The sequence below is a fragment of the Frankia sp. Mgl5 genome (genome assembly GCF_023242985.1).
Taxonomy (GTDB): Bacteria; Actinomycetota; Actinomycetes; order Frankiales; family Frankiaceae; genus Parafrankia; species Parafrankia soli.
Genome location: NZ_JALKFY010000009.1, coordinates 1 through 18,411, shown reverse-complemented (window position 1 = coordinate 18,411; position 18,411 = coordinate 1). Strand labels below are relative to the sequence as shown.

Below are 18,411 nucleotides of genomic sequence, written 5' to 3'. Positions count from 1 at the left end.
GAGACGGACGTGCGGATGATGCTGACGATTCAGGAGGTGTCGCGGCGGACGGGGTTCACCGAGCCGACGCTGCGCTACTACGAACGGGTGGGCCTGTTCGGCCCGGTGCCGCGGGACGAGTCGAGCGGGCACCGCTGCTACGACCCGCGGCTGGTGGGGACGATCGAGTCGCTCGCGTGCCTGCGGACCAGCGGCATGTCGATCGAGGACATGCGTCGCTACCTGCGGCTGCTGCCGCGCGGCCGGGAGGCGGCGGCGGAGCAGCAGGCCCTGTTCGCCGGCCACGCGGCGCGGGTGGCCGGCGAGATCGCACGGCTTGAGGTCCGGCTTCGCTACCTGCGGGCCAAGGCCGACCTGTGGGCCGCCCGTGATCGCGGAGACGTCGACGCGGAGATGCGTGCCATGGACGTGGTCACCGATGCCGCCGGGGAGCTGCGATGAGTGGGCCGAGGGTGCTGGTGACCGGCGGCTCGGGTTTCGTGGGAGCACACACGATCGTCGCGCTGCTCGCCCAGGGCCATCAGGTTCGCACGACGGTCCGATCGTGGTCGCGGGCGGACGCCGTCCGGGAGATGGTCACCCGTGGTGGGGCCGAGCCGGACGAGCGGTTGACCTTCGCGGTAGCTGACCTCACCCGGGACGACGGTTGGGCCGAGGCGGCCGCGGGCTGTGAGGTGGTCCTGCATGTGGCCTCGCCGTTCCCGGGCGGACCGCCGGAGCATGAGGACGAGCTGATCGTTCCCGCTCGCGACGGCGCGGTGCGGGTGCTGCGCGCCGCGCGGGACGCCGGGGTGCGCAGGGTGGTGCTGACCTCGTCGTTCGCCGCCGTGGGGTACAGCCCCAAACCTGGGGGTGCGGCCTACACCGAGGACGACTGGACCGATCCCGCCGAGCCCGGCCTCAGCGCGTACGCGAAGTCGAAGACCCTCGCCGAGCGCGCCGCGTGGGACTTCGTGCGGCGCGAGGGCGGAACGCTGGAACTCGCGGTGATCAACCCGGTCGGGATCTTCGGGCCGGTGCTGGGCGCGGACTACGCCAGCTCCATCGACCTGGTACGGCAGCTGCTCGCCGGTGCCATGCCCGCCATCCCCCGCCTGTACTTCGGGGTCGTCGACGTCCGCGACGTCGCCGAGTTGCATCTCCTGGCCATGAACAGCCCGGCTGCGGCGGGCCAGCGGTTCCTCGCCGTCGCCGGTGCCGAGTACAGCCTGCCCGCCATCGCCCACCTGCTGCGCGACCGCCTGGGCGCCGAGGCCGCCCACGTACCGACCCGGGTGATCCCCGACGAGCCCGGCGCCCCGCCGCACACCGCGGCACACCAGGTAGGCGGGCGCAGAACGATCTCGAACGCGAAAGCCCGGCGCATCCTGGGCTGGCAGCCACGGACGAACGAACAGGCCGTGCTCGCCACCGCCCGCAGCCTCCTCGACCTCAACCTGGTGGATCAGGAAGCCGGAACACCCGGACCTGGGTGAGCCCTGACCGTCAACCGGCGTTCTCGGCGGCCGGAGGGCGGTCGCTCATGGCCAGCCAGAGCTGGACGGTGACGATCCACATGATGGTCGCGCCGGCCATGTGCAGGGCGACGAGCAGCGGCGGGATGCCGGCGAAGTACTGGGTGAAGCCGATCGCGGCCTGGGCGACGACGGTCAGCGCGAGCGCGTTGGCGCTGCGGCGGGCCTCCGCCGCAGCGGACGTCAGCCGGACGGCGAAGATCATCGCAATCGTGAGGCCGGTGAGGATCATCGCGCCGTCGGCGTGGAGCTGGGCGACGTTGACGATGTCGAAGCCGAACCGCTTCGTGTCCTCGCTGTCGCCGCTGTGCGGGCCGGTGCCGGTCACGACGGTGCCGAGGACGAGTACCCCGCCGGCCACGGTCATCAGCAGCCGGGCGAGCCAGAGCAGCTCCGGGCGGACCGCCGGCGGGGTCGGGCCGGCGGCCTGCCGGGCCCGCCGGTGCAGCGCCACGGCGTTGAACAGCAGGACCATCGACAGCAGGAAGTGCGCTGCGACGGTGGCCGGGTGCAGCTTCACCAGCACGGTGATCCCGCCGAGCACCGCCTGGCCGACGAAGCCGAGCCACAGGCCGAGGGAGAGCAGCAGCAGGTCCCGGCGCGGCTCGCGCAGCCGCCGGGCCGCCAGCGGCAGGGCCAGCACCACCAGGCCGACGACGATGCTGACGACCCGGTTGCCGAACTCGATGGCGCCGTTGAGCGCGTACGCCGAATGCGGGGTGAAGGAGCCGTCGCCGCACTGCGGCCAGGTGGGGCAGCCCAGCCCGGAGCCGGTCAGCCGGACGGCGCCGCCGGTCACCACGATCGCGGCGAGCAGCAGGACGCTGGCGAGGGTGAGCCGGCGGAACGCGCGCAGCCCGATCACCGGCAACCGGCTGGCGGTGGTGTCCGGCCGGCTGGCGCCGCCGCTCTCGCGGGGCTTGCTCCGACGATCGGTAGAAGTTGGCATCGCGGTCATAGTAATCCGCCCGAGTCGGTGGCAAGGGGCGCGCGCCGCCACCACCGGGGCGCCGGACCCACCGGCCGGCTACTCCCGGCGGGCGGCTACTCCCAGCGGAACAGCCGCGCCGCGAGCCCCAGCGCCCCCACCGACCACAACGCGAGCACGAGCAGGTTGCCGGCCCCGGGCCCGGAGCCGTCGGCCAGCACCGCGCGCAGCCCGTCCGAGAGCGCCGCGGTGGGCAGCGCCTCGGCGACGACCCGCATCCAGCCGGGCAGCTCTTCCAGCGGGAACACCACGCCGCCGACCAGGAGCAGCAGCAGGTAGACGCCGTTCGCGGCGGCGAGCGTCGCCTCGGCGCGCAGCGTGCCGGCCATCAGCAGGCCCAGGCCGGAGAAGGCGGCCGTCCCGAGCAGGACGAGCAGGATCACCCAGCCCGCGCCGGCGACCGAGCCGGCCGGGTCCCAGCCGAGGGCGAAGCCGACGGCGACCAGCAGGACGAGCTGGACGATCTCGACCGCGAGCACGGCCAGCGTCTTGCCCGCGAGCAGGATCGAGCGGGGGAGCGGGGACGCGCCCAGCCGCTTGAGCACCCCGTAGGAGCGTTCGAACCCGGTCGCGATGGCCTGGCCGGTGAACGCGGTGGACATCACGGCCAGCGCGAGCACCCCGGGGACGAGGAAGTCCACTGAGCTCTGCGTGGCCGTCGAGGTCGGCAGGACGTCCACGGCGGAGAAGAAGACGAGCAGGCCGATCGGGATGATCAGGGTGAGCAGGACGGATTCGCCGCGGCGCAGGGTGAGTGTGAGCTCGAGGCGGGTCTGCGCGGCCAGCATCCGGGCCCGCGGCGCCGCGCCCGGCGCCGGGCGCAGATCCAGGACGGCGGCGCTCATGACGCCAGCTCCGAGCCGGTCAGCTCCACGAACACGTCCTCCAGGGTGCGCTGTTCGACCCGCAGGTCCTCGGCGAGCACGCCGTTGCTGGCGCACCACGCGGTGACCGCGGCGAGCAGTTGGGGGTCGACGGTGCCCTGCACCAGGTAGTGGCCGGACGGCCCCTCCCGGCCGGTCGTGCCGTCGGGCAGGGCCAGCAGCAGGCGCTCGACGTCGAGGCCGACCGGCGCGCGGAAGCGCAGCTGGCCCTCGGCGCCGCCGCGGGTCAGCTCGGCCGGCGACCCGGCGGCGACGACCCGGCCCCGGTTCACGATCACGACCTGGTCGGAGAGGCGCTCGGCCTCGTCCATCGCGTGGGTGGTGAGCACGACGGTGACGCCGGACAGCCGCAGCTCCTCGATGAGTTCCCAGGTGTCACGGCGGCCCTGGACGTCGAGGCCCGCCGTCGGCTCGTCGAGGAAGACCAGCTCGGGCCGGCCGACGACGGCCATCGCGAGGGAGAGCCGCTGCTGCTGGCCGCCGGAGAGCCGGCGGAACGGCACGCCCGCGGCCTCGGCGAGCCCGAGGCGTTCCATCAGGACACCCGCGTCGAGCGGGTTGGCATGGTGTGCGGCGATCAGCCGCAGCATCTCGCCGGCACGCGCGCCCGGGTACATGCCGCCGGCCTGCAACATCACACCCACCCGCGGGCGGAGCGCGGCGCCGTCGCGGATCGGGTCCAGGCCGAGGACGCGGACCTCGCCGCTGTCGGCCGCCCGGAATCCCTCGCAGATCTCGATCGTGGTGGTCTTGCCGGCGCCGTTCGGCCCGAGCACGGCGGTGACGGAACCCACCGAGACGCTCAGCGACAGGCCGTCGACCGCCCGGATCTGGGCCGCGCGCTCCCCGCCGGGAAGGACCTGGCCCTCGATGGTCTGTGCGCCGCGGGTCTGTGTGCCGCGGCCGGCACGCCCGGGTGGCGGCGCGTCACCCTGTTTGGTCTCGGTGGGCGGGTGCGCCTGGCGGCGCCCGTGGGCCCGGGAAGATCTTGGTATGGTCGCGGGGCCTCCGGAGGCCTCGGGCGTTCCGGCGCGCAGGTAGCGCGGACGTGCGGTGTTCCCGCCGGCGGACCGCCGGTAGATCTTGACCAGATCGGTCACCTCGACTGCCAGGACCTCCGCCACGCCGCCGATCCTACGGACTCGGCGCGGGGTTATCCGTGCCGTTATCGCCGGGCGTTATCGGCGGGGTTGTGTCGGGCGGACCGTGGCCGCCCGGCGCCGGCCGCCGGTCGGTACCGGTTCGCCGGCCTCGACCAGCGTGCCCCAGGCACCGAGCCGTTCGTAGAGGACGGCGGGCGTCGTGCTGTACAGCCGGGACAGCGACTGGAGGTCGGAGCGGCGCAGGCGCAGCACGTCCCGGGAGCTGTCGGAGCGCAGCACCTGCACGATCGCGATCCACCGGCGCAGCGGGCCCGTCCGGGTCGGGGGCAGCTTGCGCAGGCGGCGCAGGTCGATCACCAGCGGTGGCAGGTCGTCGGTCTCGCGCCGTTCGACCGGCGGCGGCACCAGCAGGGTCGCGGGGACGTCGTACAGCTCGGCGAGCTCGACGAGACGGTGCACCCGCAGGGTCCGGCTGCCACGTTCGTAGGCACCGAGGGTTCCGGCGGTCCAGCGCCCGCCGGTGCGTTCCTGGACGTCGAGCAGGGACAGCCCGCGGCGGTTGCGGGCCGCCCGGAGGCGGCGGCCGAGTTCCAGGGCGTAGTCCGCGTCGGTCACGGTCTCCGTCCGGGGGGTCAGGTGCGGCAGGAGACGCCAACCGCCCCCGCAGAACAGGTTGGCAGGTATCGCGGACGGCGGCAGGCGGTTTTCCCAATCAGCCGCGAGCCTTTGTTGTCTCTAAGTGGGCTTCAATCGTTGTCCAGATGTGGGACATGTCGGTTTCTCGTCGCGGAAACCGCACAAACAACCAGGTCAGCCGCGATCCCAGTCCCGTGAGCGCTCGACGGCGCGCAGCCACTGCCCGTAAAGCTCGGCTCGCTGGTCTTCGCCCATGGCCGGCTGGTACCGCGCCGCGGTGCGTCGCCGGGCGTCCAGCTCGTCGCGCCCGGCGTAGACACCGGTCGCCAGCCCGGCCAGGTAGCCCGACCCCAGCGCCGTGGTCTCGATGTTCTCCGGGACGTCCACCTCGACCCCGAGGATGTCGGCCTGGAACTGCATCAGCCACGGGTTGCGCGCGGCGCCGCCGTCCGCCCGCAGCTGGGTCACCCGCACCCCGGCGCCCGCGGCCATCTCCTCGACGACGTCCCTGGTCCGGTAGGCGATGCTCTCGAGCACCGCGCGGGCCAGGTGCGCCCGGCCGGTCGCCCGGGTGAGGCCGACCAGCGTGCCGCGGGCGCGCGGATCCCAGTGCGGCGCGCCGAGCCCGGCGAGCGCGGGGACGAAGTACACCCCGTCGTTGCCGTCCAGCGAGGCGGCCAGCGCCGCGGTCTGCTCGGCGTCGGAGATGACGCCCAGCCCGTCACGCAGCCACTGCACCGCGGAGCCGGTGGAGAGGATCGCCCCCTCCAGCGCGTAGGTGAGCGGCTCGCCGTCGAGCCCGAACGCGACAGTGCGCAGCAGCGACGACTGCGGCGCCGGGAGCGTCGCCCCGGTGTTGACCAGGACGAACGAGCCGGTGCCGTAGGTGTTCTTGGCCTGGCCGGGCTCGAAGCACGCCTGCGCGAACAGGGCGGCCTGCTGGTCGCCGACGACCGCGGCGATCGGCACCCGGACCCCGAGGAACACCTCCGGGTCGGTCTCGGCGTACACCCGGGAGCTCGGCACCACCTCGGCGAGCAGCTCGGCCGGGACGTCCAGCAGGTCGCACATCTCGGCCGACCAGGCGCCGTCCGCCAGGTCGAACAGCATGGTGCGGGAGGCGTTGGTGACGTCGGTGATGTGCGCCCGCCCGCCGGTCAGGCCCCAGACGAGCCAGGAGTCGACGGTGCCGAACGCGATCCCGCCGGCCGCGGCCGCCCGGCGGGCCCCGTCGACGTGGTCGAGCACCCAGGCGGCCTTCGTCCCGGAGAAATAGGGGTCGAGCACCAGACCGGTGCGCTCCTGGACCCGCGGCCCGTGGCCGGCCGCGGCCAGCCGTTCGCAGACGTCCGCCGTGCGCCGGTCCTGCCAGACCACGGCGGGGTGCAGTGGACGTCCGGTGCGGCGTTCCCAGAGCACCGTGGTCTCGCGCTGGTTGGTGATCCCCACCGCTCCCAGGTCGGACGGGGCCCGCCCTGCGTCGGTGAGTGCGGCGGCGACGGTGTCGACGACGCCGCGCAGCAGCTCCGCCGGGTCCTGCTCCACCCAGCCCGGGCGGGGGAAGGACGTGCCGACCGCGCGGTAGCCGCGGCCGACGACCGTGGCCTCCTCGTCGAGCAGGCAGACCGTGGTCCCTGTCGTGCCCTGATCGACGGCGGCTACCAGCATCGTCGGGTCCCCCCTACGTGGGCCGCCCGCCTCCGTCAGGCCAGCAGAGCCGTCAGGCCAGCGAGGCGAGGTCGACGGCGTTGGCCGGTGCGGCGATCGCGACCTTCGATCCGTACTCGGAGAACTCCATCTTGCCCTCGTCGCCGCCCAGCAGCTCCAGGCGCAGCGGCACGGCGTCGCCGGAGTTGGCGGCCCACAGGCGCGTCCCGACCTTGCTACCCACCTCGACGGCCGGCTTGCCGTCGATCTTCTCGGTGCTCACGTCGCCGTCCAGCGCGGACACGTACTCGCCGATCGAGAGGGCGAAGCCGTCGATGGTGAAGTAGCGGTACTGGCCCGCGGCGTCGTCGGAGAGCCGGACCCAGCGGTCGGCGAGCAGCTCGGCGGCGGCACCCTCGCCGATCGACTCGTAGTACTCCTTGCTGCCGCGGGCGTAGGTGTCGTCCGCGATCTTCACGACCTCGGTGACGATCGAGTCGGAGGTGACGGTGCCCCGGGACGACGACCCGGACATCACCAGGTCGTAGTTGGTCGTCCCGTCCGTCGACGGGTCCTGGACCGTCCCGACGACGCGCACGCTCTGCGCCGTGCGCAGCGCCTCCACCGACCTCGTGCCGATCTCGGCCGGCGAGGCGTCCTCCAGGCCGTTCGTGTCGGAGCCGCCGGTGCAGGCGGCGAGCGCCAGCACGGCGCCGGCCAGCAGCAGGGCCGCGACCCGCCGCGCCGGCCGGCGTGCGGCCGTCGGGTGCGCGGCGCCGCGCGGATCGATGGTGGTGCCCGGATCGAGGATCCCGCCGGGATGTGCGGTGCCGCCGCGAACCGTCCGCATCTCTCCGTCGCCTCCCGTGCCGCCCCGGGCCGTCTCCGGTCGCCGGGATGTCCGGTGGGGACCATGGTGAGGTCCGCGCAGGCTCCGGCCGTGCTGCCCGGACCGCTCCGGTCAGGGCAGACAGGAGCCCGCAGCCGCGCCCGGGTGATGGTCCGCGCGCGCCGGGCGAAGTGTCCCATCCGCCTGCGGGAGGGGTCCGATCGGGTATGTCCGAAACGGTCGCATGTGACCTGGCAGACCCGACTTCTGTCGGTGACCCGACCCTATGAAGGAGATCACGGGCCCGTCAGGTGGGCGACGGCCGCCTCGGTTCGACCGGGTCCTGGAAATAGGGCACACTGGTGTTGTGAAAAGCGAGCAGGAGGTGTCCACGGGTGTGACCGACGGTCGCACCCGGGATCGCCTCGTGCGGCTCCTGCTCGAACGCGGCCCGTCGACGGCCGCGGACCTCTCGCACGAGCTCGGGCTGTCGCCCGCGGCCGTCCGCCGGCATCTCGACGCCATGACCTCGGACGGCACCATAACGACCACATCGACCGTGGTCCACGGCCGGCGCGGGCGGGGCCGGCCGGCCCGGCGCTACACCCTCACCGAGGCCGGGCACCAGGCCGGCCCCACGGCCTACTCCGACCTGGCCGCCGGCGCGCTGCTGTTCCTCGCGGACGCCTGCGGCCCCGACGCGGTGGCCGAGTTCGCCCGGACCCGCGGGGTCGATCTGGAACGGCGGATCCGCGACGAGGTCGTCGCCGTCCCGCCGGCGGAGCGCCCGGAGGCGATCGCCGCGGCCATGACCCAGGCCGGATACACGGCCAGCGTCTCCGAGCTGCCCAGCGGTACCCAGATCTGCCAGCATCACTGCCCGGTGCAGCACGTGGCCGAGCGCTTCCCCGCGCTGTGCGAGGCCGAGACGGCGATGTTGGCGCGGCTCCTCGACACGCACGTGCAGCGCCTGGCCACGATCGCCCACGGCGACGGCGTCTGCACCACACACATACCGGTGATCCCGGTGGAGTCGATCACGGTGCTCTCGCCGTCGGGGGCCTCCGGGCCAGCGGGCGCGGCGCCCGACAGGACCCCGTCCGGGCAGACATCACAACCATCCACCTTTCCGGAAGGTTCTCTATGACCACCTCTGCCGAGACCGCCCTTGAGGGCCTTGGCTCCTACCGGTTCGGCTGGGCGGATGCGGACGCCTATGCCGTCGACGTGGAACGTGGCCTCTCCGAGGCGGTCGTACGTAGCATCTCGGCGAAGAAGAACGAGCCGTCCTGGATGACCGACCTGCGGCTGAAGGGCCTGAAGCTCTTCGAGCGCAAGCCCATGCCGACCTGGGGCGCGGACCTGTCCGGCATCCACTTCGACAACATCAAGTACTTCGTCAGGTCGACGGAGAAGCAGGCCGAGGAGTGGGCGGACCTGCCGGAGGAGATCCGGGCCACCTACGACCGGCTCGGCATCCCGGAGGCGGAGAAGCAGCGGCTGATCTCCGGCGTCGCGGCCCAGTACGAGTCCGAGGTCGTCTACCACAAGATCCGCGAGGATCTTGAGGAGCAGGGTGTCATCTTCCTGGACACCGACTCGGGGCTGCGCGAGCACCCGGAGATCTTCCAGGAGTACTTCGGCTCGGTGATCCCGGTCGGCGACAACAAGTTCGCCGCGCTGAACACCTCGGTGTGGTCGGGTGGCTCGTTCATCTACGTCCCGCCGGGCGTGCAGGTCGAGATCCCGCTGCAGGCCTACTTCCGGATCAACACCGAGAACATGGGCCAGTTCGAGCGCACCCTGATCATCGTGGACGAGGGCGCCTACGTCCACTACGTCGAGGGCTGCACCGCGCCGGTCTACTCGTCGGACTCGCTGCACTCCGCGGTCGTCGAGATCGTCGTGAAGAAGAACGCCCGCTGCCGGTACACGACCATCCAGAACTGGTCGAACAACGTCTACAACCTGGTCACGAAGCGGGCCGCCTGCCACGAGGGCGCCACCATGGAGTGGATCGACGGCAACATCGGCTCCAAGGTGACGATGAAGTACCCGGCGGTGTGGCTGCTCGGCGAGCAGGCCCACGGCGAGGTCCTCTCGATCGCCTTCGCAGGTGAGGGCCAGCACCAGGACGCCGGCGCCAAGATGGTGCACGCGGCGCCACGCACCTCGTCCAAGATCGTCTCGAAGTCGGTGGCCCGCGGCGGCGGCCGGACCTCGTACCGTGGCCTGGTCCAGATCAACGAGGGCTCGCACGCCTCGCGGTCGACGGTGAAGTGTGACGCGCTGCTGGTCGACGCGGTCAGCCGCTCCGACACCTACCCCTATGTCGACGTCCGCGAGGACGACGCCTCCATCGGGCACGAGGCCAGCGTCTCCAAGGTCGGCGAGGACCAGCTCTTCTACCTGATGAGCCGAGGTCTGTCCGAGGACGAGGCGATGGCCATGGTGGTGCGCGGCTTCATCGAGCCGGTCGCCCGCGAGCTGCCCATGGAGTACGCCCTCGAACTCAACCGGCTCATCGAGCTCCAGATGGAAGGCGCAGTCGGCTGATGGCCGTCATTGATGCCACGGGACGCCCCCCGGCCCAGGCCGGCGCGGCTCCGCGTCCCGTTCGGTCCCGTGACCCCGAGGACCACGCAGTACCCGGCGGTCGCGAGGAGGCGTGGCGGTTCACCCCGCTGCGCCGCCTGCGCGGCCTGCTGAACGGCCCGGCGGCCGAGTCCAAGATCGACGCTTCGGTCTCGGCGCCGGCCGGCGTCGAGATCGAGCGGCTCGCGCCGACGGACTCCCGGATCGGCCGGGTGCTCACCCCGGCGGACCGCCCGGCGGCGTTCGCCATGGCCCGTTCGGACGGCGGCCTGTCCGTCACCATCCCGGCCGAGGCCGCGCTCACCGAACCGGTGGTCGTGAACCTGCGGGGCGACGGCGGCGTCTGCTACGAGCACGTGCTCGTCGAGCTCGGCCCGTTCGCCACGGCCACGGTCGTCCTCGACCACACCGGCAGCGCCACCTTCGCCGGCAACGTCGAGGTGTTCATCGGCCACGGCGCGGCGCTGACGTTCGTCACCGTCCAGGACTGGGCGGAAGACTCCGTCCACCTGGGTGCGCACGCCTACTCGGTGGGCCGCGACGCGCGGCTTCGCTCGTTCACCATCACCCTCGGCGGCGACCTCGTCCGGCTGAACCCGACCGTGGACTACCGCGGCCCCGGTGGTGACGCAGAGCTCTACGGCCTGTTCTTCACCGAGGCGGGCCAGCACCAGGAGCACCGCCTGCTGGTCACCCACGAGGCGCGGTCCTGCCGCAGCCGGGTCACCTACAAGGGCGCGCTGCAGGGCGAGGGCGCGCACGCGGTGTGGATCGGCGACGTCGTGATCGGTGCCGACGCCATCGGCACCGACACCTACGAGCTGAACCGCAACCTGGTGCTCACCGACGGCGCGCGCGCCGACTCGGTGCCCAACCTGGAGATCCTCACCGGGGAGGTCGTCGGCGCCGGCCACGCCAGCGCGACCGGCCGCTTCGACGACGAGGCGCTGTTCTACCTGATGTCGCGCGGCATCCCCGCCGACGAGGCCCGTCGCCTGGTGGTCCGCGGTTTCTTCGCCGAGATCGTCGACCGGATCGACCTCCCCGAGCTGCGCGAGCGCGTCATGAGCCGGGTCGAGGAGGAGCTCGCGGCGGTGGGCGTATGACCAGCACGACCGACACGCACTGGCGGCGCGCCTGCGCCGCCGCCGACCTCGGCGACGAGGCCGCGCTCGGCGTCGAGATCGACGGCGAGCCGATCTGCGTCGTCCGCTCCGGCGGCCGGCTGTACGCGGTGCGCGACGAGTGCTCGCACGCCGACGTGCAGCTCTCCGAGGGCGAAGTAGAGAACGGCCTCATCGAGTGCTGGCTGCACGGCTCCCAGTTCGACCTCGCCACCGGCGAGCCGACGAGCCTGCCGGCCATCGACCCGGTGCCCACCTACCCAGTGACCATCGACGGCGACGACATCCTCGTCGACCTTCACACGAACCCGAAGCGAGGGTGACGACCGCGGTGTCTGTTCTCGAGATCCGCAACTTGCACGTGTCGGTGGACACCGACACCGAGGGCCCGCGCGAGATCCTGCGCGGGGTCGACCTCACCGTCCGCAAGGGCGAGACCCACGCGATCATGGGGCCGAACGGCTCCGGCAAGTCCACGCTCTCCTACTCCATCGCCGGCCACCCCAAGTACACGGTCACCGAGGGCACCGTCACCCTCGACGGCGAGGACGTCCTCGCCATGTCCGTGGACGCCCGCGCGCGGGCCGGGATCTTCCTGGCGATGCAGTACCCGGTCGAGGTGCCCGGCGTCTCGGTGTCGAACTTCCTGCGCTCGTCGGCGACGGCGGTGCGCGGCGAGGCGCCGAAGCTGCGCACCTGGGTCAAGGAGGTCAAGCAGGCGATGGCCGGGCTGGAGATGGACCCGGCGTTCGCCGAGCGCAGCGTCAACGAGGGCTTCTCCGGCGGTGAGAAGAAGCGCCACGAGATCCTGCAGATGACGCTGCTCGCGCCGAAGGTCGCGATTCTCGACGAGACCGACTCCGGCCTGGACGTCGACGCGCTGCGCATCGTCTCCGCCGGCATCGAGGCGGTACGGGCCAAGGGGGAGACGGGCATCCTGCTCATCACCCACTACACCCGCATCCTGCGCTACGTGAAGCCCGAGTTCGTGCACGTCATGGCGGGCGGGCGGATCGTGGACGAGGGCGGTCCCGAGCTCGCGGCGACCCTGGAGGACTCCGGCTACGACCGGTACGTCAAGGGCACCGAGGCGGCGGCTGCCTCATGACGGTCATCGAATCCCGTGAGGTGGGGGCCGTCACGCCCGCCGGCGCCGGGTTCGACGTCGAGCGGGTCCGTCGCGACTTCCCGATCCTCGCCCGCACGGTGCACGACGGCCTGCCGCTGGTCTACCTCGACAGCGCCGCGACGTCGCAGAAGCCGCTGGTCGTCCTCGACGCCGAGCGGACCTACTACGAGCGGCACAACGCCAACGTGCACCGCGGCATCCACGTGCTCGCCGAGGAGGCCACCGCCCTCTACGAGGAGTCCCGGGACAAGATCGCGGCGTTCGTCGGCGCGACCGACCGGCGCGAGATCGTGTTCACGAAGAACTCCTCGGAGGCGCTGAACCTCGTCGCCTACGCGATGAGCAACGCCGTCACCGGTGGCCCCGAGGCGGAGCGGTTCCGGCTCGGGCCGGGCGACGAGGTCGTCATCACCGAGATGGAACACCACTCCAACCTGGTGCCCTGGCAGATGCTGTGCGCGCGCACCGGCGCCACCCTGCGCTGGATCGGTCTCACCGAGGACGGCCGGCTCGACCTGGCGCACCTCGACGAGGTCATCACCGACCGGGCGAAGATCGTCTCCTTCGTGCACCAGTCGAACATCCTCGGCACGGTCAACCCGGTCGCGACGATCGTCGCCCGGGCTCGTGAGGTCGGGGCGCTCACCGTGCTCGACGGCTCCCAGTCGGTGCCGCACATGCCGATCGACGTCGTCGACCTCGGGGTGGACTTCCTCGCCTTCACCGGGCACAAGATGTGCGGGCCCACCGGCATCGGCGTGCTGTGGGGGCGGCGCGAGCTGCTCGAGGTGATGCCTCCGTTCCTCGGTGGTGGCGAGATGATCGAGGTCGTCACCATGGAGGCCTCGACCTACGCCGCTGCGCCGCACCGCTTCGAGGCGGGCACCCCGATGATCGCCCAGGCGATCGGCCTCGGTGCCGCGGTGGACTACCTGACCGGCCTCGGCATGGACGCGGTCGCCGCGCACGAGCACGAGATCACCGCGTACGCGCTCGACGCGCTCGCGGGCGTCCCGGGCCTGCGGATCATCGGACCGCCGACCGCCGAGGGCCGCGGCGGGGCGATCTCGTTCGCCCTGCGCGACTCCGAGGACCGCCCACTGCACCCGCACGACGTCGGCCAGATCCTGGACGAGCAGGGCGTCGCGGTGCGGGTCGGCCACCACTGCGCCCGCCCGGTCTGCCTGCGCTACGGCGTGCCGGCGACCACCCGGGCCTCGTTCCACCTGTACACGAACACCGCCGACGTCGACGCGTTGGTGGAAGGTCTCGGGCAGGTCAGGAGGTTCTTCCTGAGGTGAAGCTCGACTCCATGTACCAGGAGATCATCCTGGACCACTATCGCAACCCGCATCACCGCGGCCTGCGTGACCCGTTCGACGCCGAGGTGCACCACGTCAACCCGACCTGCGGCGACGAGGTGACCCTGCGGGTCAAGGTCGCCGACGGTGTCGTCGCGGACGTGTCCTACGAGAGCGAGGGCTGCTCGATCAGTCAGGCCTCGGCCAGCGTGATGGCCGACCTGGTGATCGGGAAGTCGGTGGCGGACGCGCTCGAGCTCGAACGCGAGTTCCTGGCGCTGATGCAGTCCCGCGGCACCCAGGAGGGCGACGAGGAGGTGCTCGAGGACGCGGTCGCGTTCGCGGGCGTCTCCAAGTACCCGGCCCGGGTGAAGTGCGCACTGCTGTCCTGGATGGCCTGGAAGGACGCCACCGCGCAGGCCACCGAGCAGGCCACCGCCGTCGTCCCGGAGCAGGAGAAGTGACCATGAGCGAGACCGCCACCGCCGCCGTCGACGCTGCCGACACTGGCGATACCGCCGTCAGGGAGAGGGCTGTCGTCGTGGAGAAGGCATCGTTCGACGACGTCGAGGAGGCCATGCGCGACGTCGTCGACCCCGAGCTCGGGATCAACGTCGTCGATCTCGGCCTGGTGTACGGCATCAACATCGCCGACGACAACACGGTCACCCTCGACATGACGCTGACCTCGGCGGCCTGCCCGCTGACCGACGTCATCGAGGACCAGACCCGCTCGGCACTCGTCGACGGGCCGGACAACCTGGTCAACGACGTCACGATCAACTGGGTCTGGATGCCGCCGTGGGGCCCGGACAAGATCACAGACGAGGGTCGGGAGCAGCTGCGCGCTCTCGGGTTCAACGTCTGATCTGTACCTGATTAGTACGGAGCGGCGGCCCGGGGCGGCACCCTGGGTCGCCGTAGCGTCGTAGCGTGACCTGACCGTTTTCTTACCTCGTGGCTAACTCTTTGACGTGCAGCCACTGACCCCAGTGGTCCCTTGTAGGCTCCGAGATGACCGGAATGCACACGGCCTGGGCACATGTCCGGGTGTGGTCGTCCGGTCCGTGCCGGGGCGGATCCGTCCCGGATTCGGGTCGATCACGGGGAGCCGGGCCGAAGTATGCGCAGCCCGCGGGTGCTGGGTCTTGTCTTGGCGGGTGGCGCGGGAAAGCGCCTGGCTCCGCTGACCGCCGACCGCGCGAAACCCGCGGTGCCGTTCGGCGGGATCTACCGCCTGGTCGACTTCGTCCTGTCGAACCTGGTCAACGGCGGCTACCTGCGGATCGCCGTGCTGACCCAGTACAAGAGCCACAGCCTGGACCGGCACATCACGACCACCTGGCGGATGAGCAACCTGCTCGGCAACTACGTGACGCCGGTGCCGGCCCAGCAACGCCTCGGCCCGCAGTGGTTCGCCGGCAGCGCGGACGCCATCCACCAGTCCCTCAACCTCGTCCACGACGAGGCCCCCGACGTGGTCGTGGTCTTCGGCGCCGACCACGTCTACCGGATGGACCCGCGCCAGATGGTCGCCCAGCATCTGGAGACCGGTGCCGGGGTCACGGTGGCGGGGCTGCGCGTCCCCCGGTCGGAGGGCAGCGCGTTCGGGGTGATCCGCACCGCGGATGACGGGGTCACCATCGCGGAGTTCCTGGAGAAGCCGGCCGACCCCCCGGGACTGCCGGGCAGCCCCGACGAGATCTTCGCGTCGATGGGCAACTACGTGTTCACCACCGACGTGCTCATCGACGCCCTGCGCGCCGACGCCGCCGACCCGGAGAGCGTCCACGACATGGGCGGCAGCATCGTCCCGATGCTGGTCGAGCAGGGCACGGCCGCCGTCTACGACTTCGCCGCCAACCAGGTGCCCGGGGCGCTCGAGCGCGACCACGGCTACTGGCGGGACGTCGGCACCCTGGACTCCTACTTCGACGCGCACATGGACCTGTGCGCGCTCGACCCGGTCTTCAACCTCTACAACCGGGACTGGCCGATCTACACCAACGTCCCGCCGTCCGTCCCCCCGGCGAAGTTCGTGCACGACACGCCGGGACGGGTCGGCGTCGCCACCGACAGCATCGTCAGCAACGGTGTGATCATCTCTGGTGGCGCGGTGCGCCGCTCCGTGCTGTCCCCGGGCGTCCGGGTGAACTCGTGGTCGGTCGTCGAGAACGCCGTCGTGATGGACAACTCCGTCATCGGACGGCGCGCCGTGGTCCGTGACGCCATCCTCGACAAGAACGTGGTCGTCCCCCCGGGCGCGACCGTCGGGGTGGACAAGGAGCACGACCGCGCCCGCGGCTACCAGGTCAGCGAGGCCGGCGTCACCGTGGTCGGCAAGGGCGTCACGATAGCGGACTGATCCGCTCCAGCGGACCAGGGCGGAACCGAGCGAAGGGCCGAGGAACGGATGCGGGTCGCGCTGTTCACACGTGAGTACCCGCCGGATGTCTACGGCGGCGCCGGGGTGCATGTCGAGTACCTCGCGCGGGAGCTGGCGCGCCTGGTCGACCTGACCGTGCACTGCGAAGGCGACCCGCGCCCGTCGCTCGACACCGCCGACACCGCCGGCACGGCCGTGGTCGAGGCGCACCGGCCCTGGCCGGCGCTCGACGGGGCGAACGACGCCCTGCGGATCGCCTCGATGGACCTGTCGATGGCGGCGGCGGTGAACCGTGCCGGCGGTGCTGACGTCGTGCACTCCCACACCTGGTACACCAACCTCGCCGGGCATCTGACGTCCCTCGTGCAGGGCATCCCGCACGTGATGACCGCGCACTCGCTCGAGCCGCGCCGACCGTGGAAGGCCGAGCAGCTCGGCGGGGGCTACCGGCTGTCGTCGTGGTGCGAGCGGGTGGCGATCTCCGCCGCGGCGGCCGTGGTGGCGGTCAGCGAGGGCATGCGCGCCGACATCCTCGACGCCTACCCCGAGGTCGACCCCGGGCGCGTGCACGTCATCCGCAACGGCATCGACACCGACGAGTACACCCCGGACGACCGCACCGACGTCCTCGAGCGGTACGGCGTGGACCCTGATCGCCCGTCGGTGGTCTTCGTCGGGCGCATAACCCGGCAGAAGGGGCTGCCCGTGCTGCTGCGGGCCGCGGCCCGGCTCGACCCGTCCGCGCAGCTCGTGCTCTGCGCCGGCGCTCCGGACACCCCCGAGCAGCTCGCCGAGGTCACCGGGCTGGTGGACGGCCTGCGTGCCAGCCGCGACGGCGTGGTCTGGCTGTCCGGCATGCTCGCCAAGCCCGAGGTGATCCAGATCCTGTCGCACGCGACGGTGTTCGTCTGCCCGTCCGTCTACGAGCCGCTGGGCATCGTCAACCTGGAGGCGATGGCCTGCGGTACGGCCGTGGTCGCCTCCCGGGTCGGCGGCATCCCCGAGGTCGTCGCGTCCGGCGAGACGGGCCTGCTCGTGCCACCGGACGACCCCGTGGCACTGGCAGCCGCGATCAACGAGGTGCTCGCTGACCCCGGGCGTGCCGCCGCGATGGGCCGCGCGGGGCGAGACCGCGCTGTCGCCGAGTTCGGGTGGCCCGCCGTGGCCGAGCGCACCGCCGACCTCTACGAGAAGGTCATGCGGCCTGATCTCGCAGGAAGGCGCTGACTGAGTCCTCGAGGTGGAACGGGCCGCCGTCCCGGGTAACGATCGCGTCCAGAGGCACGTGTCGGGTGGCCTCGGCGAGGACCGCGGCGGGTCGGATCCCCGGGTCGACGGGCGGCGCCGGGTCGAGCGTGCGGCCGTCGGGGAGCAGGGCGACGATCCGCCCGGCGGGGGTTCTGCGGAGCTCGATGCCCTCGTCATGAAGGGTGCGGTGGTGCTCACCGCAGACGAGGGCCAGACCGTCGATGTCGGTGCCGCCGCCCTCGACCCACGGAACGAGGTGGTGGATGTGCAGCCACCGGGTGTGCGCGCATCCCGGGTACTGGCAGGTGCCCCTGTCCCGGGCGTGGACCGCGTCACGGAGCCGTCGGCTCGGCAGCCGGCGGCGCCGGCCCAGCCGCAGTGGGTCGCCGTGGGCGTCGGTGACCAGGGTGCGGATCAGCCCGTCGCAACCGAGCCGGCGTAGGACGGCGCGGGACAGACCGATTCCGGGTGAGATCTCCGCGCGCGACCCCGGGCCGGGCCGCGGTGGCTGTGCGGCGTCCAGCAGGGTCGCCGCGTCGACGTGCACAGTAATCGTGTGGGTGGGTGAGACCAGACCGGGAGCTGACCGCTGGAGGAAGCCCTCGGCGAGAGCGACCAGCGCGTCGGCGTCGCGCCGCCGGTCCCGCGGCACGGCCGTGACCTCCCCGTCGGGAGGCGGCTGGTCGGCGCCGGTGTCGTCGAGGCTGGCGCGAGCCGCGTCGAGCGCCGCGACGAGCTGGGCGCCCTCTTCGGGGGCGAGGACCGCGGTCAGGTGCAGCATGCCGTTGTCGTCGGTGTGGCAGGAGACCCGCCGGGCGGCCTGTGCCCTGGCGCGGTCGGCCGGGTCGGCGGTGGCCTGGCGGAGGGTGCGAGCGAGGCGTTCCAGCTGGCTCGCGGTGCAGTGCAGGGCGTGCTCGAGCCAGAGCAGCTCGGTGGTGGGGTCGGCGATCCGGGTGATCGCCCGGACCTTCGAGTAGGAGATCGTTCCGTCGGCGAACGCCGCCCGCACTGTGGGGAGTTGTTCGAG

Annotated in this window: 19 protein-coding genes; 12 read left to right on the top strand and 7 right to left on the bottom strand. The window is 72.1% G+C overall.

Features of this window, described 5'->3' with window-relative positions; all coding sequences use genetic code 11:
* Positions 1-18: 18 nt before the first annotated feature.
* Complete coding sequence (locus MXD62_RS06535; RefSeq protein ID WP_368862328.1) at positions 19-441, top strand: MerR family transcriptional regulator; 423 nt, start codon at positions 19-21, stop codon at positions 439-441.
* On the top strand, positions 438-1,475 hold the full coding sequence (locus tag MXD62_RS06530) for an aldehyde reductase (RefSeq protein WP_248828526.1): 1,038 nt from the start codon (positions 438-440) through the stop codon (positions 1,473-1,475). Before MXD62_RS06535 ends, MXD62_RS06530 begins: the two co-directional genes overlap by 4 nt.
* A 10-nt stretch (positions 1,476-1,485) precedes the next feature.
* Here the strand turns inward: MXD62_RS06530 and MXD62_RS06525 are convergent, their stop codons facing one another.
* The 6 genes from MXD62_RS06525 to MXD62_RS06500 form a co-directional block, all read right to left on the bottom strand.
* Positions 1,486-2,472, bottom strand: coding sequence for a COX15/CtaA family protein (locus MXD62_RS06525; RefSeq protein WP_248828525.1), 987 nt, complete (start codon positions 2,470-2,472; stop codon positions 1,486-1,488).
* A gap of 86 nt (positions 2,473-2,558) precedes the next feature.
* The gene (locus MXD62_RS06520) at positions 2,559-3,347 is read right to left on the bottom strand and encodes an ABC transporter permease (RefSeq protein ID WP_248828524.1); all 789 of its coding nucleotides are present in this window, start codon (positions 3,345-3,347) and stop codon (positions 2,559-2,561) included.
* Positions 3,344-4,510 carry an ABC transporter ATP-binding protein gene (locus MXD62_RS06515; RefSeq protein ID WP_248828523.1) on the bottom strand — a complete coding sequence of 389 codons (1,167 nt, stop codon included), beginning with the start codon at positions 4,508-4,510 and terminating at the stop codon, positions 3,344-3,346. The genes MXD62_RS06520 and MXD62_RS06515 overlap by 4 nt, the downstream gene beginning before the upstream one ends.
* A 54-nt stretch (positions 4,511-4,564) precedes the next feature.
* On the bottom strand, positions 4,565-5,104 hold the full coding sequence (locus MXD62_RS06510) for a transcriptional regulator (protein ID WP_020459684.1): 540 nt from the start codon (positions 5,102-5,104) through the stop codon (positions 4,565-4,567).
* 195 nt (positions 5,105-5,299) lie between these two features.
* The gene (gene glpK / locus MXD62_RS06505) at positions 5,300-6,793 is read right to left on the bottom strand and encodes a glycerol kinase GlpK (RefSeq protein WP_248828522.1); all 1,494 of its coding nucleotides are present in this window, start codon (positions 6,791-6,793) and stop codon (positions 5,300-5,302) included.
* Between the two features lie 52 nt (positions 6,794-6,845).
* On the bottom strand, positions 6,846-7,622 hold the full coding sequence (locus MXD62_RS06500) for a hypothetical protein (protein WP_248828521.1): 777 nt from the start codon (positions 7,620-7,622) through the stop codon (positions 6,846-6,848).
* 346 nt (positions 7,623-7,968) lie between these two features.
* Between MXD62_RS06500 and MXD62_RS06495 the strand changes: the two genes are divergently transcribed.
* The 10 genes from MXD62_RS06495 (at position 7,969) to glgA (ending at position 17,363) form a co-directional block, all read left to right on the top strand.
* Positions 7,969-8,748 (top strand): metalloregulator ArsR/SmtB family transcription factor, encoded by a 780-nt coding sequence (locus MXD62_RS06495; RefSeq protein WP_248828520.1) that lies wholly within the window; start codon positions 7,969-7,971, stop codon positions 8,746-8,748.
* Positions 8,745-10,157 (top strand): Fe-S cluster assembly protein SufB, encoded by a 1,413-nt coding sequence (gene sufB, locus MXD62_RS06490; protein ID WP_248828519.1) that lies wholly within the window; start codon positions 8,745-8,747, stop codon positions 10,155-10,157. Before MXD62_RS06495 ends, sufB begins: the two co-directional genes overlap by 4 nt.
* Positions 10,157-11,302, top strand: a complete 1,146-nt coding sequence (gene sufD, locus MXD62_RS06485; RefSeq protein ID WP_248828518.1) for a Fe-S cluster assembly protein SufD — start codon at positions 10,157-10,159, stop codon at positions 11,300-11,302. Before sufB ends, sufD begins: the two co-directional genes overlap by 1 nt.
* Entirely contained in the window at positions 11,299-11,643 is a 345-nt protein-coding gene (locus MXD62_RS06480; protein WP_248828517.1) for a non-heme iron oxygenase ferredoxin subunit, read from the top strand. Before sufD ends, MXD62_RS06480 begins: the two co-directional genes overlap by 4 nt.
* Before the next feature lie 8 nt (positions 11,644-11,651).
* Positions 11,652-12,428 (top strand): Fe-S cluster assembly ATPase SufC, encoded by a 777-nt coding sequence (sufC, locus tag MXD62_RS06475; protein WP_248828516.1) that lies wholly within the window; start codon positions 11,652-11,654, stop codon positions 12,426-12,428.
* A complete protein-coding gene (locus MXD62_RS06470) occupies positions 12,425-13,750 on the top strand; it encodes a cysteine desulfurase (protein WP_248828515.1) in 1,326 nt (441 codons plus the stop codon). Before sufC ends, MXD62_RS06470 begins: the two co-directional genes overlap by 4 nt.
* Positions 13,747-14,214, top strand: coding sequence for a Fe-S cluster assembly sulfur transfer protein SufU (sufU, locus tag MXD62_RS06465; protein ID WP_018503333.1), 468 nt, complete (start codon positions 13,747-13,749; stop codon positions 14,212-14,214). The genes MXD62_RS06470 and sufU overlap by 4 nt, the downstream gene beginning before the upstream one ends.
* Positions 14,215-14,216: 2 nt before the next feature.
* Positions 14,217-14,618 carry a metal-sulfur cluster assembly factor gene (locus MXD62_RS06460; RefSeq protein WP_248828514.1) on the top strand — a complete coding sequence of 134 codons (402 nt, stop codon included), beginning with the start codon at positions 14,217-14,219 and terminating at the stop codon, positions 14,616-14,618.
* A gap of 255 nt (positions 14,619-14,873) precedes the next feature.
* Positions 14,874-16,115, top strand: coding sequence for a glucose-1-phosphate adenylyltransferase (gene glgC / locus MXD62_RS06455; protein WP_020459695.1), 1,242 nt, complete (start codon positions 14,874-14,876; stop codon positions 16,113-16,115).
* 48 nt (positions 16,116-16,163) lie between these two features.
* Positions 16,164-17,363 (top strand): glycogen synthase, encoded by a 1,200-nt coding sequence (gene glgA, locus MXD62_RS06450; RefSeq protein WP_248828513.1) that lies wholly within the window; start codon positions 16,164-16,166, stop codon positions 17,361-17,363.
* On the opposite strand, the gene MXD62_RS06445 is transcribed toward glgA, so the two are convergent.
* On the bottom strand, positions 17,332-18,411 hold a 1,080-nt coding region (locus MXD62_RS06445; RefSeq protein ID WP_248828512.1), incomplete at its 5' end, for an HNH endonuclease signature motif containing protein. The two genes, glgA and MXD62_RS06445, sit on opposite strands and share 32 nt — an antisense overlap.

Excerpts from the sequence above, each read along its gene's own strand:
- MXD62_RS06535 (WP_368862328.1), top strand. The coding sequence starts at position 19 with ATGCTGACGATTCAGGAGGTGTCGCGGCGGACGGGGTTCACCGAGCCG.
- MXD62_RS06530 (WP_248828526.1), top strand. The coding sequence starts at position 438 with ATGAGTGGGCCGAGGGTGCTGGTGACCGGCGGCTCGGGTTTCGTGGGA.
- MXD62_RS06525 (WP_248828525.1), bottom strand. The coding sequence starts at position 2,472 with ATGACCGCGATGCCAACTTCTACCGATCGTCGGAGCAAGCCCCGCGAG.
- MXD62_RS06520 (WP_248828524.1), bottom strand. The coding sequence starts at position 3,347 with ATGAGCGCCGCCGTCCTGGATCTGCGCCCGGCGCCGGGCGCGGCGCCG.
- glpK (WP_248828522.1), bottom strand. The coding sequence starts at position 6,793 with ATGCTGGTAGCCGCCGTCGATCAGGGCACGACAGGGACCACGGTCTGC.
- MXD62_RS06500 (WP_248828521.1), bottom strand. The coding sequence starts at position 7,622 with ATGCGGACGGTTCGCGGCGGCACCGCACATCCCGGCGGGATCCTCGAT.
- sufB (WP_248828519.1), top strand. The coding sequence starts at position 8,745 with ATGACCACCTCTGCCGAGACCGCCCTTGAGGGCCTTGGCTCCTACCGG.
- sufD (WP_248828518.1), top strand. The coding sequence starts at position 10,157 with ATGGCCGTCATTGATGCCACGGGACGCCCCCCGGCCCAGGCCGGCGCG.
- MXD62_RS06480 (WP_248828517.1), top strand. The coding sequence starts at position 11,299 with ATGACCAGCACGACCGACACGCACTGGCGGCGCGCCTGCGCCGCCGCC.
- MXD62_RS06470 (WP_248828515.1), top strand. The coding sequence starts at position 12,425 with ATGACGGTCATCGAATCCCGTGAGGTGGGGGCCGTCACGCCCGCCGGC.
- MXD62_RS06460 (WP_248828514.1), top strand. The coding sequence starts at position 14,217 with ATGAGCGAGACCGCCACCGCCGCCGTCGACGCTGCCGACACTGGCGAT.
- glgC (WP_020459695.1), top strand. The coding sequence starts at position 14,874 with ATGCGCAGCCCGCGGGTGCTGGGTCTTGTCTTGGCGGGTGGCGCGGGA.
- glgA (WP_248828513.1), top strand. The coding sequence starts at position 16,164 with ATGCGGGTCGCGCTGTTCACACGTGAGTACCCGCCGGATGTCTACGGC.